Raw genomic sequence first — 25,836 nt, 5'->3', positions numbered from 1 at the left:
CTATACTGCATCACATAAGATGCAGGTTCAAAAAATCTGGAGACTCAATACAATGCAACAAAAACCTTGCGATATCGCAAACTCATACGATCGTGACGACCTATTAGCATCAAGCCGTGGTGAGCTATTTGGCCCTCAAGGTCCTCAATTACCAGCTCCTAACATGCTGATGATGGACCGAGTGACTAAAATGTCACAGACTGAAGGTGAGTTTGGCAAAGGTCTTATTACTGCAGAACTAGATATTACTCCAGACCTTTGGTTTTTCGATTGTCACTTCCCAGGTGACCCTGTAATGCCCGGCTGTCTTGGTCTGGACGCTATGTGGCAATTAGTTGGTTTCTTCCTTGGCTGGATTGGCGGCGAAGGTAAAGGTCGTGCACTTGGTGTAGGTGAAGTTAAATTCACAGGTCAGATTCTTCCTACTGCGAAGAAAGTAACCTACGAAATCAATATGAAGCGCGTAGTTAATCGTAAACTGGTTATGGGTATGGCTGATGGCCGCGTACTAGTAGACGGTAAAGAAATCTACGTTGCTAAAGATCTAAAAGTTGGTCTTTTCCAAGACACTTCTAAGTTCTAATAAGACTTAATCAATTTATCCCTATAAAGCCATGGCCTAGTGTCATGGCTTTTTTATGCCCTTCTGTTGTTCTATTAGATATAGGTTAGTGTTGCATTATGTATAGTGACAAAAATTATTTGATTCAGCGTATTTAGTTATAGTGCGCTAAGGATTTTAAAACAAGACCCCAATCGGGGCCTGTTTGTATGAGGTTATTTATATAGACCGGATTCCATGTCACCTTTCGCGTCTCTCCAACCCCCCAACCATTGCGATTTGGCATCGGTTTGCTGATATGGGCAAGTATCGCTTGAGCGACCATTAAGCCCCGCTTTGTAACCTTGGGACTGTGCTCTCTCAAGACGGTCGCGTTTTTGTCTCTTCATAGTTAAATCCTCTAACCTTTCAATACATAAACTCAAGGTGCAAAAGCTTCTTTGTTGGTGGGTAGTGGACAGCTCAGCCTGTTATTGTTTGCTGAAACATCTACGTTCAAAGAATCTCAAAGCACCCATATAAGACTCGTCTATAAATTGCATTTTCTCAAGGTGTAAAAAAGGACAACCCACAATTTGTGATGTTGTCCTTCACTATCAAGGCTTATTTAACGCTTAAGACGACTTAAATAACTATTTCTTTAACCGTCTACGAAGAGCTACTAGACCGAGCAAACCTAACATCCAAGGTGCAACACTGCCCCCCTGACGTTCAACTGGTTGTTGTTCTACACTCCGTGGCGTAATTGTTGCAGTTGCATCAGGCGCGTCAAGATCCACCGTAGGTACTAATTTAACTGCTACTATAGCTTCAGTTCCAGATCCACCGTCACAATAAGCGTTATGACCAGTATTATCATAACCACCGGCACAATAAAGCGCGGTTGCAGCGATTTCGCCTTTATCGTTAATATCTGATGCAGCAATAATACGGTACTGGTTATTTCCGTCTTCCTTACCATCGTTGGTTAAGTCATCAAGCCACCATGCACGATTTTGAAACAAAGCTCGACGAGTAGCATGTGTGCCTACATCAAAATCATATGGGTTGATAAATCCACGATGCCTACGCTGCTTACCGTTGTATTCACGTGCCGTTTCAGCATCGATTATACCGACAACTTCGTTGTAGTTATTTACTGCTTTAGCTTCGCCACCAGAACCTCTAAAGAAAATAGACTCTCCGGTTTCTGAAAAATAGGTCGCTGAAGGTGAATCTGCATTTGCATCTGCAACAAATATGCGATTTGCTGCTGCACCGTTTTCAGGATAGAACCCACTACGCTTTGATTCACCAATAACCATCAAGTTGTTATTGATGTCAGTAGCACGGGTATTAGCGTAAATGTAATCACCATCGTCTTCAACAACGGCTCTAGTAATAAACTTAGAAGTCCATTGATCGTCTTGAGTAAGATCCAAGCTATCACTTGGATAGAAAACAGCAGCCTGCATCAGTAAGTTATTATCATCACGCAACGTGTTGTAACCAACAAGGACAGGCTTTCCATCGTACGAAGTTGGATCTGCTTCGCTACCATCTTCATTTGGTATCAGTGTACTGTCTGGCACTACTGCACCACGAACACTAGACATATATGATTTTTGGTCGCGTGTTGCTCCGGTATCAGATGTACTCCATGGAGCTACAGATACTCCCGTTGCACCATCACTACTCCAAATAAAACCTTTGGTAGAAAAAGCGAAGTTTTGACAATAATCTTCCGCTGCAGGATCGGCAATCGGTTGGTCACCGCTAAAGCACTTCCCTACATCACGACCATTATAATCTTTATCACTATCTCCATAATCAAATGGGGCTACTGATGCGCTACCAACGATATATGTCACGCTGTTAAAACTAAATGAATCAAATGCCATCGTGCGACCCATCTGGGTGACAATGTCACTTACAGGCTCACCATTAAAAGTCGTTGCCGGTGGCAATATAGTCGTGCCAACAAAGCCACGTTCGCGATAGGCAAGGCCGTAGTTTCCAAAGTTATAATAACCACTACTTGTGGTACCCAAGACTTGGTCATTAACACTGTACTTATTGACGATTACATTGTTAGAGCCCGTAACAAGCGTGCCGCCACCAGGTACATAAGCACTGGTTGGCGAGGTCATTATCTGAGCGCCATTAGCAAATCCGTTAGCATTGGCAGTATAGCCATCGTAATAGGCTTCACGCTCTCGCTCTAAACCACCGGCGTTATTGATTCCTTCCCATTGACGAGTAGCCCAGTTCTCACAACTGTTATAGCCAAGTTGGCGATAACAGTAGCTTTCGATATCGTCAAAATCTTGGTAGATAAAGGTGTTATCAAGGCCAAAAGGGGCTTCATCGCGAAACGGAATTCCGTCGGTACCGGTTCTAGTATCACCGGCAACATTACCTGTTTCGTCAATGGCACTACCATAAGATTCAAGACCAAGACCATCTGGTACAGTAACCGGTACTACATTGTAAAGGTTGGCACTTGCACTATATGACGCCATAACCAAAGTGGCTACGGCTGAAAGTTTAAAGATACGACTGCAATTCAAAATATCTTATTCCTGCTGCATTGCTTCGAGCTCTTCCCAGCGCTCAAATGCTATTTCTAGTTCCTGTTCCTTGGAGGCTAACTCCTCTAGCACAGGCTGTGTTTCCTCTACTGGAAGTGCAAAAAATGCTGGGTCATTAACCCTTTCCTGTAGGCCTTCTAATTGTTCTTCAAGTTGTTCAAGAAGCTGTGGTAGCGATTCTAACTCACGTTGCAACTTATACGACAACTTTTTACTGGTATTGCGACTTGGTTTACTTGTTGCTTTGTCTTTAACCACAACATCAGACGTACTCGCAACAAACTCCTGCCTCGTAGCCTTAACTTGAGCTCGTTGCTGCTGAGCGTCATGGTAACCACCGACAAACTCTTCGATACGGCCGTTGCCCTCAAAGATCCAACTCGCCATTACTGTGTTATCGACAAATTCACGATCGTGACTTACCAAAAGTAATGTTCCCTGATAGTTGGCAAGCAAATCCTCTAAAAGTTCCAAAGTTTCGATATCTAAATCATTGGTTGGTTCATCGAGAACCAATAAATTGTTCGATCTTAGGAAGATTCGAGCCAATAACAGGCGGTTTTTCTCACCACCAGAGAGGGCTTTAACCGGAGAACGTGCACGGCGTGGCGAGAACAAAAAGTCCTGAAGGTAGCTGAGTGCATGACGCTCCCTGCCCCCAACCATGACTTCTTGTTTACCATCAGCTAAGTTATCGATTACGGTTTTTTCTGGGTCTAAAGCTTCACGATACTGATCAAAATAGGCAACTTCAAGCTTAGTGCCGCAATGCAAGCGACCCGAGTCAGCTTCTAATTGGCCTAACATCAATTTAAGTAACGTACTCTTTCCACAGCCGTTAGGACCAATCAGAGCAATCTTGTCGCCGCGCATCACGGTGAAGCTAAAGTCATCTACAATCTGCTGGCCATCGATCTGATAGCTAAGATTCTGAGCTTCAAAAACAATCTTTCCACTGCGCGCTCCATCATCAATTTGAATGTTGGCTTTGCCCTGCACTTCAATACGCTCTGTACGTTCACGGCGTAACTGTTTAAGGGCTCTTACGCGACCTTCATTACGGGTACGTCGCGCTTTGATGCCTTGACGAATCCATGTTTCTTCTTGTGCTAGCTTTTTATCAAACTCTGCATTTTGTGCTTCTTCAACACGTATTGCTTCTTCTTTATCAATAAGATATTGCTGATAGTTACCAGGAAATGACGACAGTTTACCCCTGTCGAGATCGACAATTCGGGTCGCCATAGACTGTATAAAGCTTCTATCGTGCGAAATGAAGATGATAGAGCCACGAAAATCCTTCAAAAAAGTCTCTAGCCACTCAATTGTGGTGACATCTAAGTGGTTGGTTGGTTCATCAAGAAGCAATACGTCAGGATCACACACTAGTGCACGAGCCAGAGCGGCTTTACGCTGCCAACCACCGGAGAGATCTGTGAGTAAAGTGTGACCGTCTAAGCCTAACGCCTCTAATACATTGGTAATACGGCTTTCAAAGCGCCACGCACCACTATGTTCCAGTTGTTCTTGTATCTTTGCCAGACGATTAATGTTTTTTTCACTAGGGTCTTCAGTAACAAGATCCAACTGATCTTGGTAGATCTTAAGCTGCTTTCCTATTTCAGCTAGCCCTTCTGCCACATAATCAAGGACCGTACCCTCTTGGTTTCTTGGTGGATCCTGTTCTAGGCGTGATACGACCACATCTTGAGTAATTTGCATATGGCCATCGTCCATTTGCACGTCACCCGCGATGACCTTCATCAAGGTAGATTTACCGGCACCATTTCGGCCGACTAGACAAACGCGTTCTTTTTCTTGAAGTTGGAAGTCGGCGTTATCCAATAACGGGATATCACCAAATGCCAATTGACCATTATGAATGGTAAGTAATGCCATTATTCTCTAACCATTGTTGTAATTGTTGTAAATTGAAGGGCCAGTTAAGCTCAGAATTTGCGTTACCAACTACAGGTATTGTGACCCCGTAACGCGAAAATAACTCATCATTGAATGCTATATCAACCACTTGTGGTTGTACTCCAACTGTGAGCAATAGCTTGTATGCCTGCTCACAGAGGTGGCACCCTTCTGTGCTGTATAAGGTGACGCTCACTAAGCGTTGTTCTCTAATGAGACTAACCAGCAATTGTGAATGTGCTTATTACGAGCAAAATCCAGTGGCAACGTCTTGTCAGAAATGTTCTGCGCTCTAAGGCCTAGCTCTTTGATGGCATCAAGGTCCATTTTGAATTGACGTTTATTGTTAGAAAATACAATTGTCCCTTCAGGGCGCAGCAATCTCTTTAGGTGTGTCATTAACTGAATATGATCGCGCTGGATATCAAACGTTTGCTTCATTCTCTTCGAATTTGAGAATGTTGGTGGATCAATAAAGATAAGGTCGTATTGGCCCGTAGCAGTCTCAAGCCATTGCAAGCAATCCGCTTGCACAAACTGGTGTTGCTTACCCTTGATACCGTTAATGGCAAGGTTCTCTTTCGCCCAGTCTAAATAAGTATTAGACATATCAACCGTTGTCGTTGATTTAGCGCCGCCTACCGCTGCGTGAACTGTTGCACTACCGGTGTAAGCAAATAGATTCAGGAAGTCGCACCCTGCAGCCATCTGACCAATCTTACGACGAGTCAATTTATGATCTAGGAATAGACCTGTATCTAAGTAATCAAACAAGTTTACTTTTAATTGAACCCCATATTCGTTTACCTGCATCTGATGGGATTTCTGCGCTAATTTTTGATATTGGTTTGTCCCTTTTTGTCTCTGACGCACCTTAAGAACCACATTATTGGCTTCTACACCTGTGACTTGAATAGATGCTCGAATGATGTCAGTAAGTCGGCGTTTAGCCACTTCTGGGTCAATAGTCTTGGGCGCTGCATATTCTTGAATAACAAGGTGCTCTGGATATACATCTATAGCAACGTTGTAATCAGGAAGATCAGCATCGTAAATTCTGTAGCAATCTAGGTGTTCTTTTTTCGCCCACTTACCAATTTTGCCAATATTCTTTTTCAAACGGTTTGCAAAATCTGGTGCTACGACAGCTTCAGTCTTCGGCGTATTGGTATTTGCTGCCGCTTTCACCGAAATTGCATAGTTCTTCTGTAAACAGTTCAAAGCGCCGTTATTTACTTTGTATTGCTTATCGGCGCGCATACGCAAACAGCTAAGCAGTTCATCGGAGCTTGAGAAGATCGACGCATTCCAACCTCCAAACTGTGTCTTCATCTGAACACCAAATTCAGAATAAAGCGCAATCAAACCAGGTTCAGTGCTAAGACGCTCGCCATAAGGCGGGTTACAAATAATCGTACCGGCTGTGGCGTCTTTTGGTGCTTCAATTTTCGTAGCATCGCCTAAACGAAAATCAATCAATCCTTCAATGCCCGCTCTTACCGCATTCTTTTTTGCTGTTTCTAGTACACGTGGGTCGTTATCGTATCCGATCACAGGGATTTCGAACTTGTTGATACCGCGACGCCCTACAACTTTGGCTTCGGATTTCACTTCAGTCCAGAGCTCGTAATCGAAATCTTTTAGGTTCTCTAAGCTCCAACTAGTGCGAGCATGACCAGGAACAACATTTGCAGCCAACATAACGGCTTCTATCAATAAGGTACCTGAACCACACATAGGGTCGATAAGCGGTGTTTGCTTGTCCCAACCACTTCTCATCACTATCGATGCAGCTAACGTCTCACGCAATGGCGCACGACCTGCTTCAGTACGGTAACCGCGTTGGTTGAGCCCTTGCCCAACCATATCGATACCTAATATGGCATCTTCTCTATGCAGACGAACATGAATACGAAGATCTGGACGATCTTTGCTGATCTCAGGTCTTGGCAGGTTAGCTTTGGTAAAGGTATCAACAATGGCGTCTTTAACCTTCATTGCACCATACTGACTATTGCGGATTTCACGGTTCGTACCGTTGAAGTCCACAATAATAGATTTGTTTGCATCAAATAGGTTCGGCCAACGAATGGACATGCACGATAGATACAGGTCCATATCATCCTGGCATTTGAATTCAGCAAGAACACGTACGAAACGAGAAGCGGTACGGCTAGACAAACAGGCTTTATATATCTGCTCTAAGTCTGCTTTAAATCGAACTCCTGCTTGCACAGGTTTTGGGTCTTCAATTCCCAAGTTCTTAAGTTCTTCTACCAATAAATTTTCTAAACCATTGGCCGTTACCGCAAGGTATTGATGCATGTTAATCACTAAGCTGCTAATAAAATGGCGTTAATTATAAACCCTTCTAAGTGTAAATTCCGAAATTTCTCCCTTTATCAGCTCTAATTGTTCATTTCTACAGCACTCCTTAGTGTTGGTTAACTTTCAACAAGCTCATCTCAACAACCAAACACTTTTCCCTGTTCTACACACAAAACTAAGGCTTAAACGCATAGTGAATACTTATTCACGCATAAATTGGTATATACCAGCGGTATTTTTAGTGTGAAAGTTACTTACAAAAGGAACGAAACAGGGAAATAAAGTAGGTTTGGACCTGCCCAATTGATACATTGCGGCTTAAATGACGACAAAAAAGAATTTAAAAAATGTGCACTTGCAACACTTAGCCTCACATTAATAATGATTAATTGAAGTGACTTAGTGAAATTGTGAGATTGGAACACTCAATATGATGGGTATTTAAACAAAGAAAAAGGCCGCTTTAGAGAGACTCTAAAACGACCTTGGGGAATACAGTGATGTTTAAATGCTAATTATTAGCGAGAGAGCTAAGAAACCATTTGAATGTCGCTTTGACAGAACATTGCATTGGAGGAACGCATTCGGTCGTGCATGACTTTAATGGGTTCGCAGAACGACATAACTTTACTGCCTGTAAGATAAAAATCTTCGGTGCTCACTGATATAACAATGCTTGCGGTTTCCGACGATTCAACCACCATAAAATGTCCAGTATTGAATTCGTTTTGCAGCTCAACAATCTCCCCTTCCTCTGGCAAGTATCCTGCAGACTGGGTATTAAAAAACCAGCTTTTTGGCTGCACAGGCTTGTGGAAGCGTTTAACTGTTACTGCTTTGAGTACAAGTTCAGCTTGTCGTGGAATAGATAAAGGGAGGCCTTTAACAGAGTCTTGAAATACATGATAGATATCTGCGTCTTCAACAGAAAACGGCTGTGGTGTAAATGCAGATTCGATAAGAACTTTTCGAGGGAGATCAGAGCGAAATACCATATCTTCGCTAATCTCAAGCATCAGAGAGGATTTGTCCTCATCGTAGTACCAATTCCATGTATCGCTTAGCTTAAGCATAACTCTGTCCTGTTTTAAACTCGGTTTAAGTAAGGCGTTACACCATCCCTTTAAAGGGTCCACGTTACTTTCCGATAATTTTACTAACAGGAGACGAAAAAAAAAGGGGAAAACAATTCCCCTTCTCATTTGCTAAACAATTGGTTTTAATGCAAATTGATTACAGATTCTTAACGATATCTTTAACCAAGTTTGGACCTTTATAGATAAAGCCCGAGTAAACTTGCACCAATTTAGCACCAGCTTGCATCTTTTCTTTTGCTGAAACATAAGAATCGACACCACCAACACCAATAATTGGGATCTCATCGCCCAATTCATGATGCAGCTTAGCAACTACTTCTGTACTACGCAGTTGCACTGGACGACCACTCAAACCACCCGCTTCGTCGGCATGCTTCATACCAGAAACAATCGTACGGTCTAACGTAGTGTTAGTAGCGATTACCCCGTCAAAGCTGTGCTTACGTAATGAGTCACAGATCTGAACAATTTCATCATCATTCAAGTCTGGAGCGATCTTAAGTGCCACAGGTACATAGTTACCGTGTAACTCATTAAGCTCTTTTTGTTTGTTTTTCAAATCACCTAATAGTGAATCTAGAGCTTCACCATACTGAAGCGAGCGAAGATCTGGTGTATTAGGTGACGAAATATTTACCGCGATATAGTCAGCATACTGATACACTTTTTCCATACAAATTAGGTAGTCACTGTTACCCTCTTCGATAGGTGTATCTTTGTTCTTGCCAATGTTAATGCCAAGAATGCCATCAAATTTAGCCTTCTTAACATTTTCAACTAGCGCATCAACACCTTGATTATTAAAGCCCATTCGGTTGATGATACCTTCCGCTTCTAACAAGCGGAACATACGAGGTTTATCATTACCTGGTTGTGGACGTGGTGTTACTGTACCCACTTCTACGAAACCAAAACCCATCGCATCGAAAGCTTCAATACATTCTGCATTTTTGTCTAGACCTGCAGCCAAACCCACTGGGTTTCTGAAAGTTAAACCCATGCATTCAACAGGACGATGTGGCAGTTTTTGACGATAGAAAAGATCGAGAGGAGTGCCGGTAATTTTTGGAAGATAATTAATTGCGAGATCGTGCGCCGTTTCGGCGTCGAATTGAAATAAGCCAGTTCTGGCAAGACGGTAGAGCATTGTGCCTCCGATAAAAAAAAGCCCCGTGTAAACGGGGCTGTATTATTTACTTTGTAGCTTCACAATTCAAGTTTAAAAGCATCAACTCTCTTAAAGCAACGGAAAATTTAGCAAATTCATGCACATTACCTACCTTAAACTCGTTCAAGGTATTCTCCCAGCGTTGCAATGCAATACGATTGTTAACGATCCAATTTTCTATGGTCTCTTCTTCTGAAAGAGGTGTATCACCGCAATTGCATTTCAAAACTTGCACGGTCAGTTGGCGTTGTTGCCAATCAAGATCTTCTCTAAAGGCGGCACGTGCTAATGCTTGCCAGTTGTTATCAACTACTTGATTATTGATTTGATCAAGGAACCAATGTAGTGACAATCTATCTCCCAAGTAAAAGTAGAGTTTTGCTGTACGCTCTATCGATGTACCACACTCTTTAGCAGCCAGAGAAATATCATAACAACAATAAAGACTTGAAAGCCTCGCTAAGTAATTCGCCAATGACTTATCAACACCCTTCTCAACCCATTGCTGCGCTGTACTTTGATGTTGTTCAACTTCACTTGGCACTAAGAATTGATCAAGTTTTTTCACGATCACTTCTACATCAACTTTAAAACGCTCAACCAATTGTTCAACACTACTATTGTGTGAACGGTTTCTTAGCATCCAGCGTGTTAATCGTCTCAACGTACGACGTATCACTACCATCAACTGATATTGGACACTCGTTTCAATGCGATTATCATGTTCACGAATTTTGCTAAACACCTCTGAGAACTTAAACAGTTCTTTAGACGCAGCAAAAGCATTTGCTATATCCACAACACTTGCACCCGTTTCTTCTTGAAGGCGAGTAACAAAATTGCAGCCCATTTCGTTGACTATCTCATTAGCAAGTGCCGTTGCAATTATTTCACTGCGTAGTGGATGCGAGTCCATACTAGAAGAATAGTTACGTCGTAACCTATCAGGGAAATACTCTACCAGCATACGAGAGTGATATTTGTCATTTGCAATTGCATCTGTCGCAAGCTGCTCTTTCAATACCATTTTTCCGTAAGCCACCAGCACAGAAAGTTCAGGCCTACTTAGCCCAACACCCTGCTTTTCGCGCTCTTGCAGTTGTTCATCGTCAGGAATGTATTCAAGTTGCCTGTCTAGATGACCCGCTTTTTCCATAGTATGAATGAAGCGCATTTGCTCTTTCATACCATTGACGCCTTGCTCTTCTGTTACAGAGATTGACTCGGATTGGCAATACGCATCGTGCAAGACTATCTCAGATACGTCTTGTTCCATTGAATCAAGAATCTCGTTTCTTTGTTTTAAGGTAAGATCGCTATTTTGCACCAAACCATTGAGTAAAATCTTAATGTTTACTTCATTGTCAGAGCTATCAACCCCACCCACATTATCAATGAAATCGGTATTTACACGGCCGCCGTTAAGCGCAAATTCAATACGTCCAAGTTGAGTCAATCCAAGATTACCGCCTTCACCTACTACTTTCGCCCGTAATTGATTGCCGTTTATGCGAAGTGAATCATTGGCTCTATCACCCACCTCTGAGTGACTTTCTTTGCTCGACTTAACATAAGTGCCTATGCCGCCATTCCATAATAGGTCGACCTGCATCTTTAAAATGTGTTTGATAAGTTCATTTGGCGCCATAGCATCTTCATCAACGCCTAGCATAGCTTTTATCTCAGGTGACAGCGTCACAGACTTTGCTTTTCTCGAGAAAATGCCACCACCCTTTGATATCAATGACTTATCATAGTCATCCCAGCCGGTTCTTGGGGTGTTGAATAAACGCTCACGCTCTTTGTAAGAGCTTGTCGCATCTGGATTAGGGTCTATGAAAATATGAAGATGGTTAAACGCCGCTTGTAGCAATATATGCTTTGATAACAACATACCATTACCAAACACATCACCTGCCATGTCACCAACACCAATAACCGTAAAGTTAGTCGTTTGACAGTTAACACCTAGCTCACGGAAATGTCGTTTAACTGACTCCCAACCGCCTTTTGCTGTAATCCCCATGACTTTATGGTCATAGCCGTTTGAACCACCAGAAGCAAATGCATCCCCTAACCAGAAGTTGTATTCTTCAGACACGCTGTTCGCTATATCAGAAAACGTAGCCGTCCCTTTATCAGCAGCAACGACAAGATATGAGTCATCTTCGTCATGGCGAACAACATTCGTTGGCGGTACTAGGTTACCGTCTACAATATTGTCAGCAACATCTAGCAACGAACTAATAAACATACGGTAGCAACGCTGACCTTCAGCAAAGATTTCGTCTCTTCCTGTTAGCGTATGTTGCTTCTTACAAACGAAACCGCCTTTTGCACCAACAGGCAAAATCACCGTGTTTTTTACTTGCTGTGCTTTAACCAGTCCAAGTACTTCGGTTCTAAAATCCTCTTGTCGATCTGACCAACGTAGACCGCCACGCGCTACTTTCCCCCCGCGAAGATGCACACCCTCAACGTCTGGAGCGTATACGAACATCTCAAATTCTGGCACCGGTTTAGGGATCTCTGGAATTTTCTTAGGACTGAGCTTTAGTGCCAAACATGGCTTACGGTCACCTTCATTGGTTTGCTGATAGTAGTTAGTACGCAGAGTTGCGCGAATCATCTCTACATAACGACGCACGATTCGATCGTCATCCAAGCTTTCTACTTTCTCCAGTTGATCTTTGATCTGTTTGATCACTTTTAACTGAGAGGCATCATCCCCCTTATTTTTAGGAAGGAAGCGTTTTTCGAACAGTGTTACCAAGTTATTAGCAAGCTTAGGATGCGCCGCTAACGTATCTCCAATGTAGTGCTGGCTAAATGGGAAGCCGACTTGACGCATATACTTAGCGTAAGCTCGAAGAATGGTGGTCTCCACACCGGTAAGCCCTGCGCCTAAAATTAGTCGGTTAAAACCATCGTTCTCTAATTCGCCTTTCCAGACACCGGCAAACGCTTGCTGGAAACGATCCCTTACCTTATTAAAATCAACGGCATTACTGCCTTTATGCAACATAGAAAAGTCTAAGATCCAATAAGTTTCACCGTTACTAGTTTCTACTTGATAAGGTGACTCGCCAATGACTCGTAGATCAAAGTTCTCTAGCATAGGCATAACGTCTGATAAATGAATCGGCGAGTGCTTATGATAGAGTTTGAGATGGACAACCTTAGAATCTATTAACTCTTCTTGCGGTCTATAGAACAGCATTCCTAACTGATTGAACCCATTAAGAAGCTCTAATCGTTCTATATCCGCAACGGCAGCATTAGGTAACACCGCTTCTTGATAAGATCGTGGAAAGGCTTCCATATAGCGTTTAGCCAAAGGCAAGCCCCTGCTTTCCCCCAGACTAGATACCACTGCTTGTTCTAATCTATCACCCCAAGTAGATGAGGCTTCCATTAAGTCTTGCTCAATACTCTTAATATCAAAGGTAAGATTGCTGTCCTCAACACGGACAATGTAGTGAGTTCGAGCAAGGGGGCTTTCAGAGAAATACGTTGTAAACTCAACTTCTTTGTCTGTATTAAAGGCACGCTTAAAAATGCGTTGAGTTTGACGACGAAGTTCGGTGTTATAGCGCTCTTTAGTCACGTAAACCATGCAACTCAAAAAGCGTCCAAACGGGTCTTTACGTACAAATAGTCGGATCATATCGCGATCTTGCATCTGTACGACACCCATCCCAATATGCAAAAGCTCATCTTCGCTGGCTTGTAGCAGTTCATCTCTAGGATAGGTTTCTAAGATATTATGTAGGGCTTTAAACGCATACGATCCCTTCAAAAAGCCACTGCCTTCTAGAATACGAGCGACCTTATTGCGTACGAGGGGAATGCTTTCAACACTTTGGTTATAGACCGCTGAAGTATAGAGACCGGTAAATCGGTGCTCTCCAATAACCCTCCCTTGTTTGTCAAAGGTTTTGATACCTATGTAGTCATTGTAAGCAGGCCTATGGATACGAGATGGGCGATTGCCTTTGGTTAAGATCAGGATATATGGCTTAGTCGCCTCTTCTCTAGCCGATTCAGAAAAATTAGAAAGCTTAGTTGCACGAACTCGAGACTTATCTGTAAATAAACCTAGCCCTGCATCTTCGGTTGGTTCCAAGATTTGTTCGTCATTGACCTCTACAAGTCGATACTCTTTGTACCCCATCAAGGTAAAGTTATGATCGCCTAACCAATTTAAAAACTCGAGGGACTCTTCAATATGTTTGCTATCAATGCCTTTGACTTTTTCAAGTCCTTTCACTTGCTTGACGACTTTCTTTAAGGCGTCCGTCATTGGTTGCCAATCATTCACAACCGAATGGGTATCACGAACTACACTCTCTAGTTCTTGTTGCAGATCATCCATCTGACTTTTGCTAGAAAGTCTATCCACCTCAATATGGAATACTGACTGCAACTGGCCATCCAAAGCTTTATTATTAATATCAGATACTTTGCCATTACTTAAATGTAACTTGGCAGGCCCGTGTAACATTATGTGGCTCGATAGCCCCATACGTGACAGTGTCATTTTAATTGAGTCAACTAAGAAGGACATATCCGGCAAGATGATCTCAACAATGGTATGTGTTGACTGCCAACCATGTCGACTTAGAGTTGGGTTAAATACCTTTACCGATAAGTCATCTAAATTCTTCTCTTTCATATGTTGCCACAGGCTTACTACCGCGCCATACAAATCTGACTCATTTCGGGACACTAAGTCATCATGAGAGATATTACTAAATAGATGTTGCGCAAGCTTAGTCACCACTGTTTGGTGTTTAGGATCAAGCTTGTCTTCAATCAGTTGATAGACTTTTTCAAGTAGTACAGGGACTAAGGGTTCACGTGCATTCATGGGGCACACTCCGTCAGAGATTTTTATTGTTATGTTAATGCAAGGCTAGTAAATCACGTCTCACAAGCAGATAAATCTGCCTATTGGCGCTATTGTAGGTTTTTTATTTCATCATCGTTACATAATTAAAGCCGCATTCTCTAAAAATCTTCAATATGTGACGAAACTGTTAATAAGCAAATCTTTCCCTTGAATATAGAACAAAAAAAGGCTTAGCGTCATGCTAAGCCTTTTCGTCTGTAAGCGTTTGTTTGTTATCTAATTACTTGAGTGCAGCTTCCACTTTTTCATACAGATCTTTCGCCAAGTTAGGCGTATCACGCAATAGTTCTAACTCCCGACGCATTAATTGCTTTCTTTCTTCATCGTATCGAGCAAATTTTAACATTGGATCGATTAAACGTGAGGCCACTTGAGGGTTAGTCGTATTCAGCTTTGTTAGCATCTCCCCTGCAAACTGATATCCACTGCCATCTAACGCATGAAAACCGAAAGGGTTATTAAAAAATGAACCCAGAACACTGCGAACTCGATTTGGGTTTTGCATGCTAAACGCACTGTGTTCCATCGCCAATTTCACTTTAGAAAGAGCATCCGCACTGGGTTTTGAACCCTGCAACATAAACCACTTATCCATCACCAATCCATCGTGACTCCATCGTTTGCTAAATACATTCATCAGATCTTCGCGACTTTCTAGATCAGATTGATTTGCCGAAGAGAGCGCCCCTATGGTATCAGTCATGTTATCACTGACATCAAATTGTTGTTGTGCAAGTCTGTGATGTTGTTTCAAACACGATAAGTACCCGAGACAGGTATTGCGCAGAGCCCGCTTAGCAATGCTTTGATGAGAAATGTCATACTCACTACCGCCTAGTGATTGATACGTCATTAATAATTCACTTTCTAGTCCTTTCGCAAGCGCTAGCTTTAATTGTGTAAGGGCTTTTGAAATACCATCAACATCGATGGTATCAAACCACCCGCTCACTTCGCTATGAGGAGGCAATGTTAACGCTTCAGCGACAAACGCTTTGTCCAGACTTTGATCAACCAACAAAGCTTTAAAAGAATTAATCACCTCTTTAGAAAGGTCTATATCGACTCCCTTGGAGACCGCCTGCTTTATATATTGTGATAACAGTGTCTGACCGGCATCCCAACGTGACACTTCGTTGGTTGAACACTTCATCAACTGAACTAGTTGAGATTCTTCGTAATCGTACTCAAGCTTCACTGGCGCTGTAAACTCACGAAGTAGCGAAGGGATTGGTTTTTCATCGACAGCCTCAAACACAAAGCGATGAGATTCTTGTGTAATGTGCAATAGTGAGCCGACAGACTTGGCGTCAATAACTAACGGTATAACAGAACCGTCTTGTCGATACAGCTCAATGTCAAACGGGATATGTAAAGGCAACTTATCTGCTTGCGTTGCCGTAGGCGCTGTGTATTGACGAACATTTAGTGTGTAGGTTTTTAGATTAGCATCGTACTCATCGGTCACAGTTAAAATAGGAGTACCTGATTGACTGTACCAACGCTTAAACTGGTCCAAATCAATCCCAGATGCCTCTTGCATAGTAGCAACAAAGTCATCACATGTCGCTGCTGTGCCGTCATGGCGCTCGAAGTATAGTTTCATGCCTGATTGGAAAGCTTCTTCTCCCAACAAGGTATGAATCATTCGAATCACTTCACTGCCCTTTTCATATACCGTTAAGGTATAGAAGTTATTCATCTCTATTACCTTATCAGGACGAATTGGGTGTGACATCGGGCTCGCGTCTTCTGCAAATTGTGGCCCGCGTATAATACGCACATTATTGATTCTGTTTACCGGACGAGAGCCTAGATCACTCGAAAACTCTTGGTCTCTAAATACCGTTAACCCTTCTTTCAAACTCAATTGAAACCAATCACGGCAGGTAACTCGGTTACCAGTCCAGTTGTGAAAATATTCATGACCTATAACCGCTTCGATGCCTAGGTAATCTTTGTCCGTTGCAGAAGCCTGGTCGGCGAGGACGTACTTAGAATTGAAAACGTTAAGTCCTTTGTTCTCCATCGCCCCCATATTGAAAAAGTCGACCGCGACGATCATGTATATATCAAGGTCATACTCTAAGTCGAAACGTTGTTCGTCCCACTTCATTGAGTTTTTGAGACTTAGCATGGCATGATGAGCTCGGCTTAGGTTCCCTTTATCAACAAATATCTCCAAGTCTACTTTTCGGCCAGAGCGTGTAGTAAAACTATCCACCAGTTGATCAAAATCACCTGCGACCAAAGCAAACAAGTAACTCGGTTTTGGGTGAGGGTCTTGCCACTTCACCCAGTGACGTCCATTCTCGAGTTCACCCTCTGCAACCTTGTTACCGTTACTTAGCAGGAACGGGAAATCACTTTTGTCAGCTTCTATCGTGGTCGTGTATTTGGCTAATACATCTGGTCTATCAAGGAAATAAGTAATGCGCCTGAAGCCTTCCGCTTCGCATTGGGTGCAGAACGCCCCATCTGAAAGATACAATCCCTCAAGGGCAGTATTCGCAGATGGGTCGAGTTCTGTGGTGATCATCATGTCAAACTCAGGAGGTAGGTTGGAAATCACTATACCTTCATCATTTAACTCATAATCACTCCAATCAACGCCGTTGATGTGCAGTGCCTTAAGTTCAAGATGTTCTCCAACCAAACTTAATCTCGACGCACCATCACTTGCCAAGACCTTAGATGTTGCAGTCACAACCGTTTGCGTTTGATGCAGTTTAAAAACTAGATCGAGGGTCTCTATATTGTGAGAAGGTGGCGTGTAATCTTTGCGGTACTTAGCGACAGGCTGAACAGGAGTTGCGTCTTTCATTCCTACTTCCTATGTAATGATATTGTAGAGGGATTAGAGTCCATCTTTATTGCAATAATTTCAAGTGTTACCCACATTCGATGTTGATATTGTGCCGCTTATTACCAACCTAGGTAGCCTCTTGTTTATTTAGCGCACTATCTATGCCTCATTACCCAGCCGTTCTCACGTTTAATGGCCGATAAGGGAAATTCAAAGCATAAAAAAGGCACCTCAACGGTGCCATCGTCTTACCCTTGAATTCATCGCATCCGAGCTAATTCAGCGTACATGTCAGTACCTGTACCTGACAGGGTTAAAGTATCATCGTTTAGACTATAGCTAGATTGCGTTTCGCCGTTTTCATAAAGCAGCACCAAGTGATCGTTTTCAATGTAATAGATGCCGCGCTTAATCGACTCTTGACCTTGTTCACCACTAGCGCGAAACATAAACACGAAATCAGGCTGAAGAATAAGATCGAGCTTTTGGACATTGCTAGCAAGGATATCTTCGCCTGAAAGTACTTGGCTCGACCAAATGCCCGCTAACGGCTTCGATAGTGCTTTGTGAAAAGTAATCCCGTTGAGGTTTAGACGATTGTGCGTCGTTTCGTACGCGTAGATTTGGGGAGTTGAAGTGTTCAGACCAAGAACAATGGTGTCGTCACTGGCGTTGTACAAACCTTCCCAGCGCTCCACAGAATAGTCTTTCTTCTGAATGTCTATCGTAAAGTAGTAGTTTGAGGCAAAGCTCAAACGGATGGTTAAAAAGTTATCCTGAGTGGACTCTGGGGCCGGATTGGTTATGAACCACTCTCCCAGTAAAAAGGGATAGTCAAAGCTCGGTTCTTTATTTTCATTAGCGCTGACACCAAACGAATGTATCGCGACCAAGAAGAAGACAAACAAAATTCTGCGCATCATTATTCCTTAGTTTTCCCCAAACAATTAAAGCTTAGGTACTCTTCTACGATTATGCGAAGAATTTTGATCTAAATCACATTTATAATTTATGGGGTTAATGTCAAAAATACTATCGAACGGCATAAAAAAAGGCGGCTATTAAGCCACCTTTTCTTCGTATGTTTTGCTAAAACTAGCTACTTGAGGTATCAGACAACATATCAACCATTATTGAAATTGATTCATCGAGATAAGCATCAGGAGCCTTATAATCACTTGGTACGTCATCTAGTGACTTAAAGGCCTCTTCATCATTTGCTTTTTGACGCTCGTTGATTCTCTCAAGACGCAATGCTTCGCGTTTCTCCGACTCTTGTTCACGTGTCTTAAGATTCAGAGAAAGCGCATTTGAGTCCTTCTCTTCCTTATAGCGAACAATATCCTCTTCGATGAAACCGAATTCCATGTCACCTTGAATACGCTTGACATGTTGGTCAGTCAATTTCTTGATCAGAGCTGACTCATCGCTCAGTTTAGTGTACTTAGCAGGTTCAATGCTATCCCAAGGCAAAGCGTTATCTTCCACACTCTCACCTGTTTCAGCAGGGTCGATCGGCGTTGGATAATGGATGTCTGGGATCACGCCTTTGTTTTGCGTACTACCACCGTCAATTCGATAGAATTTTTGAATGGTGTATTGTACATAGCCCAACTCGTTGTCAAACAGATCGTAGATATGGTTTAAAGAGCGATGCTGCTGCACCGTTCCTTTACCAAACGAATTCTCGCCAAGGATAACCGCTCGGCCATAATCTTGCATAGCGGCAGCAAAGATCTCAGACGCCGATGCACTATATCGATTGACCAATACCGTTAATGGACCGTCATAGCTGATAGCGTTACCGTTGTCTGCATTGACATTGATACGACCATAGCTGTCTCTTACCTGAACCACTGGTCCACTGGTAATAAATAGACCAGAAAGTGCTGTTGCTTCACTTAGTGCACCACCGCCATTATTGCGTAGGTCTACTAATATGCCATCAACGTTCTTCTCTTTAAGTTCAGTAATCAACTTGTCTGTATCTTTTGATAGTCCCACATAAAAACTTGGAACTTCAAGAACGCCAAACTTCTTACCGTCCTTTTCTATGATTTCAGACTTAACTGCTCGATCTTCCAAGCGAACTTTATCACGAACAATGGTGACTACGCGCGATTTCGCATCTTTACCATCAGGCAAAATTTGCAAATTAACCTTGGTACCTTTTGGTCCCTTTATTAGGTCAACGACATCGTCAAGACGCCAGCCAATAACATCGACTATATCTTTACCGTCTTGTCCTACACCAACGATTCGATCGCCTTCTCCTAACTCCTTGCTACCAGCAGCAGGACCACCAGCAACAAGTGAGCGAATTACCGTGTAATCATCGGTCATTTGCAGCACCGCACCAATGCCCTCTAAAGACAGGTTCATCTCGGATTGGAAAGTATCGGCATTACGTGGAGAAAGGTAGCTTGTGTGAGGATCAACTTGTCTGGAAAATGCGTTCATGTACAACTGAAACACGTCTTCGCTTTGAGATTGTGAAATTCGCTTCATCGCATTGTTGTAGCGCTTCGATAAAATCTCTTTAATCTCTGGCCATTCTTTGTCAGTCAAAGCCAAATTAAGTGCGTCGTATTTTACTCGTTTACGCCATAGCTCATCAATTTCTTTTGAATCTGTCGGCCAGGCTTCTTCGCTACGATCTAATTCAATTGTTTCATCAACATCAAACTTGATTTCATCGTCAAGAAGGTCGAGCGCATAAGCATAACGTTCAAAGCGCTTTCTCATCGAAATGTTATACATTTCAAACGCAATGGTGTTGTTACCCTCTTTTAGGTCATCATCAAGTTGAGTTCTATAGGTATCAAAGCCATCCACTTCAGATTGAGTAAATAGGTTACGACTAAAATCCAACATATTGAGATATCGATCGAAAATCTCTGCTGAAAACTGGTCATCTAATTTGAATTGCTTGTAATGAGAGCGAGTAAAGCGTGAAGTCACTCGTTTGGCAGCAGTTTGATGCTGAACTTCAGGGGTGAGAACGGGTAAATCTTTTACCGTGAGATTTGCTTCGACAGCATTTGCAGAGGCAGCTAGCATAACGCTAGCTGCAATCAGCGTAATCTTTGAACGCATTTTCATTCGCAGGATAAACTCCTTTTAAGCGCGAAGATGCTCCACCTTAACGACCATTTGAAGGCCATTATTGAGTTGCACTCGCACATCATCCTTGTTTACTTCAACAATGGTCGCAGCCATGTTGCCTTTACCCATGTTCACATTTACATTGTTGCCAACGGTGATTTCATCGCTGTTCAATGTGCGTGTTTCCACTGGGGCTTGCTTTGGTTGCTCTGCTCTTGGCTTAGGTTTGCGAGCCGGAGCTGCTTTTTTAGCTTGAGCACGTTTTGCTTTTTGCTCTTCACGGGCTTTATCAGCCTGTTCTTTTCTGCGAGCCGCTACGCGAGCCTTGCTTTCTGCAAGTGCTTCTTGCGCATGATCCACATGTTCTTGCTCTAGTACGCCACAGTCGTTGCCATCTAGATCAACACGTACCGCACCAGCTTTAACGCCGTGTAGGTAGCGCCAAGATGAAGTGTACTGTCTTAGTGCCGCTCTAAGTTGAGTCTTGCTCACTTTAGCATCTTCACTTAGACGTTCTGCTAAATCCTGAAAAATACCAATTTTCAGTGGCTTAGCTTCGCCTTCTAAAGTAAAGCACTTAGGGAAGCATTCGGCAATATAAGCAATCACTTCTTTACTGGTTTTTAATTTTTCGGTGTTTTCCATGCGGGTTCCTGATTAAACGCGACTCTTGCGCGAGATTCTCAATAATATTCAGCGCTATTATAAAGACATGACAAGTAAAAACCACTCCCGAGTGGTACTTTACTTAGAGTTAATTGGCTCATTGAGCATTTTTTCGACCATATCCATCAACAATACTAACCCTTGTTCATCAATTTCGCTAAAGCGGTCATGGAGTGGACTGTCGATATCTAACACACCCACCACTTCTCCATTGATTGAAAATGGGATGACAATTTCTGAATTGCTGGCCGCATCACAGGCAATATGCCCTTCAAATTGGTGCACATCTTTAATACGCTGGACGGTATTCGTGGCAGCTGCTGTACCGCAAACACCTTTACCCCAATTGATACGAACACACGCAGGGTTCCCCTGGAAAGGACCTAACACTAATTGGTCACCCTCTTTTAAATAGAAACCCACCCAATTGATATTCGCCATTTCCATATTGAGTACGGCGCTAATGTTCGCTAAGTTTGCAATCAGGTTCGTTTCACCGCTAATTAATGCCTCAACCTGAAGCGTGACTCTTTGGTAGTCTTTGATGTCCACTTTTTGTTACCTATATTAAAATTGTAACCAAACTCTTTTAAACCCTTCACAATAGGATTCAATATCTAATATTGCGTATATACTGCAAACTGTAACTGATAAATCATTGAATCTAAACCATCTACGGCAATAAATATGCTAGCTTAACGGTCGACATAACCTAGGTACGATAAACTGCATGGCAACAACTCATAATGCAATCACTACTAATTCCGAGCTGCGCCTGTGTCAGGGTTGCGGATTAGCAGTGTCTTCGATACCTATCAACGACAACCAGGACGCTTATTGTCCCCGCTGTGAAACGCAGCTCTATCGTGGGCACAGGCACTCTTGCTCCGGAGACGTTGCGCTTGCCACTGTCGGGCTTTTACTTTTCATCCCTGTTGTCCTTTATCCTTTTCTATCTATCCGTCTTTTTGGAGAATACATCAGTGCCACACTGCTCGACGGTGTGTTCTTACTCATAGATGAAGGCTTTGCGTTTGTTGGATTTCTAGTTCTTTTTTGTGGTTTCTTAGTGCCACTGGCTCACTGCGTTTGCGTACTCACCGCCAATTTGGCTCTTAAGCAAAATAATACCCCGCTAATGCGTTGGAGTATGTACGGCATTCATCACCTTAAGCATTGGATGATGATAGACGTGTACATTGTCAGTATCGCCATCTGCTGTTTTAAACTTACCGATTACAGTGATCTTATCTTTGGCTTAGCACTGCCTGTTTTAGTGGTACTGCAACTCGTTTGCTTAGCGTTAGTAATGCGAGTAAGTCCAAGAAAATACTGGCAAAGGCTAGATGAGACTCAAAGCCTAGAGCGCTCAATTAACGAGGCAGTAAATCCCAATGAATTACATGATTGCCCGCAATGCCATTTAATACAAACCCATACAGAACATTGTGTCCGTTGCCAAAATAAAATGAAGCGCACTGCCAAACAGTCTCTTCAAGCCACATGGGCCTATCTTATCGTGGCCACTATCGCCCTCATTCCAGCGAACGTAATCCCAATATCGATTTTGTTCACCAATGGCGCTCGACTAGAGGATACGATTTTCTCTGGAGTCATCTCGCTAATAAACAATGACATGCTGGTGATTGCTATCATCATATTTATCGCCAGTATCGTCGTGCCCGTTGCCAAGATACTTGGCATCTTATATTTACTACTTTGTATTCACTTCAAGCGTACCGTTTTCCATAGACAGCGTATGATGCTGTTTTATATAGTAAAATGGATAGGTAAATGGTCTATGGTGGATCTCTTTGTTATGTCGATCATGCTAACCTTGGTAGACAGAGGACAAGTACTTAATTTCACACCGGGCTTTGGTGCAGTCGCATTTGGCATCGTCGTCGTATTTACCATGTTTTCTGCGGATGCATTAGACCCGCGTTTAATTTGGAAAAACCATACTCACAAGAATTCAACCTCAATTGGTGACACTTTTTCATGACAGAGCAAAATCAATCATCCTTACCTACTCCAAAAGTTAAGCGCTCAACGGGACTCTCACCACTTTGGGCACTGCCTATCGTCGCGCTACTGCTTGGTGGTTGGCTAATGTACAAAAGTGTCAGTGAAGCAGGACAGCAAGTTCGCATTCATTTTGCTAATGCCCAAGGATTGATTGCTGGAAGAACGACTATACGCTTCCAGGGATTGGAAGTCGGAATGGTGCGTAAGCTTGAACTCGCAGAAGATCTCAATGGGATCTATGTTGATGCAGAACTCTATTCTGATGCACTGCAACTGTTAGGCGAAGACACTCAGTTTTGGCTTGTTAAACCAACAGCAAGTTTATCCGGTGTATCAGGATTGGACGCTCTTGTCTCAGGCAATTACATCGCCATACAAAGTGCGACCAAAGGCTTTAATACGCCACCAAAGAGTTTCAATGCACTGTCTAAAGCCCCTCAAGACCTACACAGCAGCAGCTCTGAAGGTTTGAGACTTACTCTTAGAAGTAAAGACCTTGGCTCCGTTAACGTAGGCTCTAAGATCCTATTTAGAAAAATACCGATTGGTGAGATTTATAGCTTCAATCTCGATGAAGATGGTAAATCCGTTGTTTTGCGAGCTTACATAGACGAAGAGTATGACCACATCATTACCAGTGAGAGTCGTTTTTGGAATGTATCAGGGATCAATGCAAAAGTAGGCTTCGATGGCGTTGACGTCCGGGTTGAGAGTCTTGCTGCATTGATTGGAGGAGGAATTGCCGTTGACTCACCCGCTCAGGGCAGCCGTGTAGAATCTGATACAGAGTTTAGGCTCTATCCCGATCTGGCTACCGCAGGCCGCGGTATTCCCATTAAAATAACGCTTCCAGATGACAATAATATCAATCCAACAGGCGCACCTCTGGTTTATCGAGGCATTGAGGTTGGTCAAATAACCAATGTCCAACTTAGCAAAAACCGGCAGGACATCATCGCCCAAGCAACGGTTGAGCCTGCTTATCATGACTTGTTGAATTCGGGTTCTCAGTTTCTTCTTGAGGAAGCATCGCTGTCATTGGTTGGGGTTGAAAACCTAGGCAACTTTGTCACAGGCAACTTCTTGACGTTATTACCCGGAGAAGGAGAAGCTACTCGCTCATTTAAAGCGGTCAAGCAAGATGAACTGAATACTCAAGACAGTGGGAACTTGGCATTGTCGTTGATGGCCGAACATAGCTTTGGATTGGCTAATGGTTCAGCAGTACTTTATAAAGGTATTCAAGTTGGACACGTTACGTCGTCACAATTGCATGATCATGGCGTTAAAGTTAATGTGCTGATTGACGCTAAGTACCGCGCATTAATTCGTTCTAAAAACCGTTTCTTTGTATCAAGCTCAGTGTCTGCAAGTTTCGATGCTAGTAATCTAAATGTTAATGTGCCTCCCCTGCAGCATCTGTTAGCAGGAAGCATTAGCTTTATTCGAGAAGGCAACGAATCCATAAGCCCGAACTATACGCTGTATTCAAGTGAGGCTTTGGCTGAACTCGCCAAACACACTAAATCGGGTAGCCAGGTGATTTCCCTTTTATCGTCTGAAATGCCTCCGGTGAATGTGGGTACCCCTATTTTCTATAGAAACCTAGTAGTGGGACAAGTACTGGATTACAAGTTGGGTCACTCGGGAATGGAAGTGATAATAAAGCTCGATAATCAGTACCGTCACCTCATTGATTCTAATACTGTGTTTTGGAATCATTCTGGTGTAGAAATCGACGCAAGCCTGTCTGGTGTTTCAGTTAAAGCAGCGCCTTTATCTAGAGTGTTACAAGGGGGAATTGCCTTCGATACGCTACCAGGTGTTGAGAATAAACTTGGTAAACACTATAAGCTCTATCCTAATCAAGATGATGCACGCCAATTTGGAAAAATCATTCACATAAATGCCACCGATAATAGCTCTGTAACCAAAGGAACCAAGCTCAAATATCAAGGTGTGGATGTGGGTGAAATTACACTAGTATCGCCTTTGTTCGAAAAGTCAGGTGTCGAAATGCTTGCGCGTATCTACCCTCAATATGTCTCCAAGATTGCTGTTCAAGGAACCCAATTTTGGTTAGTGAATCCTGAGATTAGCCTCAATGGCGTTAAGAATTTAGCCAGTGCTATTATCCCTATAATTGAAGTGAAGCCAGGCAAAGCAAGTGCCAGGAAAAATCAATTTACCTTATTAAAGAAGGCGCCACTTGAAGACGGTGTGACCTTTTATTTGCAAAGTGAAGTCAAAGGCTCGGTATCAAAGAACACTCCAATCCTTTATCGTGAAATGGAAGTGGGCTTCGTTAGTAACGTTCAGTTAGGAGAACTTGCGGATAGAGTCATTATCACTATCAAAGTGGACAAGGATTACGCCTATTTAGTACGACAAAACTCTCTGTTCTGGAATGTCTCTGGCCTTGATGTTTCTATAGGCCTAAGCGGCGCTAATGTGAAAGCGGGCACAGTAGACAGCCTTCTAAGAGGAGGAATTGCATTTACTACACCGGAAGAGCAGGAATTGCTACCAATAGCAGAAGCAGAACGCTCCTTCTACTTGTATAAGCAAGCAGATCCTACTTGGCATGAATGGCGAACTGCTATTCCAAAGCCATAAATACAATCGAAGCGATTAAGCAGTACAACAAGCCTCTGTCTTCTTCTAGTTAACGCTA

16 protein-coding genes are annotated in these 25,836 nt (G+C 42.8%); 3 read left to right on the top strand and 13 right to left on the bottom strand.

All coding sequences use genetic code 11. From position 1 onward, the window contains the following. The first annotated feature begins 52 nt into the window (after positions 1 to 52). On the top strand, positions 53 to 583 hold the full coding sequence (fabA, locus tag OCU48_RS06565; protein ID WP_017028980.1) for a bifunctional 3-hydroxydecanoyl-ACP dehydratase/trans-2-decenoyl-ACP isomerase: 531 nt from the start codon (positions 53 to 55) through the stop codon (positions 581 to 583). A 194-nt stretch (positions 584 to 777) separates the two neighbouring features. Here fabA and rmf read toward each other — a convergent pair whose 3' ends face one another. The 13 genes from rmf to OCU48_RS06500 form a co-directional block, all read right to left on the bottom strand. Then, positions 778 to 951, bottom strand: coding sequence for a ribosome modulation factor (gene rmf / locus OCU48_RS06560; RefSeq protein WP_026012689.1), 174 nt, complete (start codon positions 949 to 951; stop codon positions 778 to 780). Between the two features lie 243 nt (positions 952 to 1,194). Beyond that, positions 1,195 to 3,111, bottom strand: coding sequence for a DUF3466 family protein (locus OCU48_RS06555; RefSeq protein WP_141345214.1), 1,917 nt, complete (start codon positions 3,109 to 3,111; stop codon positions 1,195 to 1,197). Positions 3,112 to 3,117: 6 nt separating this feature from the next. Beyond that, positions 3,118 to 5,031 carry an ABC transporter ATP-binding protein gene (locus OCU48_RS06550; protein WP_141345213.1) on the bottom strand — a complete coding sequence of 638 codons (1,914 nt, stop codon included), beginning with the start codon at positions 5,029 to 5,031 and terminating at the stop codon, positions 3,118 to 3,120. Then, the gene (locus OCU48_RS06545; protein WP_141345212.1) at positions 5,009 to 5,248 is read right to left on the bottom strand and encodes a glutaredoxin family protein; all 240 of its coding nucleotides are present in this window, start codon (positions 5,246 to 5,248) and stop codon (positions 5,009 to 5,011) included. Before OCU48_RS06545 ends, OCU48_RS06550 begins: the two co-directional genes overlap by 23 nt. Further along, complete coding sequence (gene rlmKL / locus OCU48_RS06540; protein ID WP_141345211.1) at positions 5,248 to 7,377, bottom strand: bifunctional 23S rRNA (guanine(2069)-N(7))-methyltransferase RlmK/23S rRNA (guanine(2445)-N(2))-methyltransferase RlmL; 2,130 nt, start codon at positions 7,375 to 7,377, stop codon at positions 5,248 to 5,250. The genes OCU48_RS06545 and rlmKL overlap by 1 nt, the downstream gene beginning before the upstream one ends. Positions 7,378 to 7,910: 533 nt before the next feature. Continuing rightward, a complete protein-coding gene (locus OCU48_RS06535; RefSeq protein ID WP_141345210.1) occupies positions 7,911 to 8,453 on the bottom strand; it encodes a cell division protein ZapC in 543 nt (180 codons plus the stop codon). 160 nt (positions 8,454 to 8,613) lie between these two features. Continuing rightward, positions 8,614 to 9,624 carry a quinone-dependent dihydroorotate dehydrogenase gene (gene pyrD, locus OCU48_RS06530; protein WP_141345209.1) on the bottom strand — a complete coding sequence of 337 codons (1,011 nt, stop codon included), beginning with the start codon at positions 9,622 to 9,624 and terminating at the stop codon, positions 8,614 to 8,616. Between the two features lie 46 nt (positions 9,625 to 9,670). Further along, a complete protein-coding gene (locus tag OCU48_RS06525) occupies positions 9,671 to 14,515 on the bottom strand; it encodes an NAD-glutamate dehydrogenase (RefSeq protein ID WP_141345208.1) in 4,845 nt (1,614 codons plus the stop codon). A gap of 262 nt (positions 14,516 to 14,777) precedes the next feature. Continuing rightward, positions 14,778 to 17,381 carry an aminopeptidase N gene (gene pepN / locus OCU48_RS06520; protein WP_141345207.1) on the bottom strand — a complete coding sequence of 868 codons (2,604 nt, stop codon included), beginning with the start codon at positions 17,379 to 17,381 and terminating at the stop codon, positions 14,778 to 14,780. Between the two features lie 242 nt (positions 17,382 to 17,623). Next, a complete protein-coding gene (locus OCU48_RS06515) occupies positions 17,624 to 18,283 on the bottom strand; it encodes a hypothetical protein (protein WP_141345206.1) in 660 nt (219 codons plus the stop codon). Positions 18,284 to 18,458: 175 nt separating this feature from the next. Beyond that, the gene (gene prc / locus OCU48_RS06510; protein WP_141345205.1) at positions 18,459 to 20,465 is read right to left on the bottom strand and encodes a carboxy terminal-processing peptidase; all 2,007 of its coding nucleotides are present in this window, start codon (positions 20,463 to 20,465) and stop codon (positions 18,459 to 18,461) included. An 18-nt stretch (positions 20,466 to 20,483) separates the two neighbouring features. Continuing rightward, positions 20,484 to 21,113 carry an RNA chaperone ProQ gene (proQ, locus tag OCU48_RS06505; RefSeq protein WP_141345204.1) on the bottom strand — a complete coding sequence of 210 codons (630 nt, stop codon included), beginning with the start codon at positions 21,111 to 21,113 and terminating at the stop codon, positions 20,484 to 20,486. A 99-nt stretch (positions 21,114 to 21,212) separates the two neighbouring features. Next, the gene (locus OCU48_RS06500; protein WP_141345203.1) at positions 21,213 to 21,686 is read right to left on the bottom strand and encodes a GAF domain-containing protein; all 474 of its coding nucleotides are present in this window, start codon (positions 21,684 to 21,686) and stop codon (positions 21,213 to 21,215) included. Positions 21,687 to 21,864: 178 nt separating this feature from the next. On the opposite strand from OCU48_RS06500, the gene OCU48_RS06495 reads away from it, so the two are divergent. Both OCU48_RS06495 and OCU48_RS06490 read left to right on the top strand, forming a co-directional pair. Next, positions 21,865 to 23,139 (top strand): paraquat-inducible protein A, encoded by a 1,275-nt coding sequence (locus tag OCU48_RS06495; RefSeq protein ID WP_141345202.1) that lies wholly within the window; start codon positions 21,865 to 21,867, stop codon positions 23,137 to 23,139. Then, complete coding sequence (locus OCU48_RS06490; protein WP_141345201.1) at positions 23,136 to 25,778, top strand: MlaD family protein; 2,643 nt, start codon at positions 23,136 to 23,138, stop codon at positions 25,776 to 25,778. The genes OCU48_RS06495 and OCU48_RS06490 overlap by 4 nt, the downstream gene beginning before the upstream one ends. Positions 25,779 to 25,836: the final 58 nt, after the last annotated feature.

Source organism: Vibrio inusitatus (assembly GCA_024346935.1).
GTDB classification, from domain to species: domain Bacteria; phylum Pseudomonadota; class Gammaproteobacteria; order Enterobacterales; family Vibrionaceae; genus Vibrio; species Vibrio inusitatus.
This window is presented reverse-complemented; position numbering and strand designations above follow the sequence as displayed.

Bases quoted from the DNA above. Each gene is read 5' to 3' on its own strand.
- pyrD (WP_141345209.1), bottom strand. From the start codon at position 9,624: ATGCTCTACCGTCTTGCCAGAACTGGCTTATTTCAATTCGACGCCGAA.
- pepN (WP_141345207.1), bottom strand. From the start codon at position 17,381: ATGAAAGACGCAACTCCTGTTCAGCCTGTCGCTAAGTACCGCAAAGAT.
- prc (WP_141345205.1), bottom strand. From the start codon at position 20,465: ATGAAAATGCGTTCAAAGATTACGCTGATTGCAGCTAGCGTTATGCTA.
- OCU48_RS06515 (WP_141345206.1), bottom strand. From the start codon at position 18,283: ATGCGCAGAATTTTGTTTGTCTTCTTCTTGGTCGCGATACATTCGTTT.
- proQ (WP_141345204.1), bottom strand. From the start codon at position 21,113: ATGGAAAACACCGAAAAATTAAAAACCAGTAAAGAAGTGATTGCTTAT.
- OCU48_RS06550 (WP_141345213.1), bottom strand. From the start codon at position 5,031: ATGGCATTACTTACCATTCATAATGGTCAATTGGCATTTGGTGATATC.
- OCU48_RS06495 (WP_141345202.1), top strand. From the start codon at position 21,865: ATGGCAACAACTCATAATGCAATCACTACTAATTCCGAGCTGCGCCTG.
- rmf (WP_026012689.1), bottom strand. From the start codon at position 951: ATGAAGAGACAAAAACGCGACCGTCTTGAGAGAGCACAGTCCCAAGGT.
- rlmKL (WP_141345211.1), bottom strand. From the start codon at position 7,377: ATGCATCAATACCTTGCGGTAACGGCCAATGGTTTAGAAAATTTATTG.
- OCU48_RS06490 (WP_141345201.1), top strand. From the start codon at position 23,136: ATGACAGAGCAAAATCAATCATCCTTACCTACTCCAAAAGTTAAGCGC.
- OCU48_RS06535 (WP_141345210.1), bottom strand. From the start codon at position 8,453: ATGCTTAAGCTAAGCGATACATGGAATTGGTACTACGATGAGGACAAA.
- OCU48_RS06525 (WP_141345208.1), bottom strand. From the start codon at position 14,515: ATGAATGCACGTGAACCCTTAGTCCCTGTACTACTTGAAAAAGTCTAT.
- fabA (WP_017028980.1), top strand. From the start codon at position 53: ATGCAACAAAAACCTTGCGATATCGCAAACTCATACGATCGTGACGAC.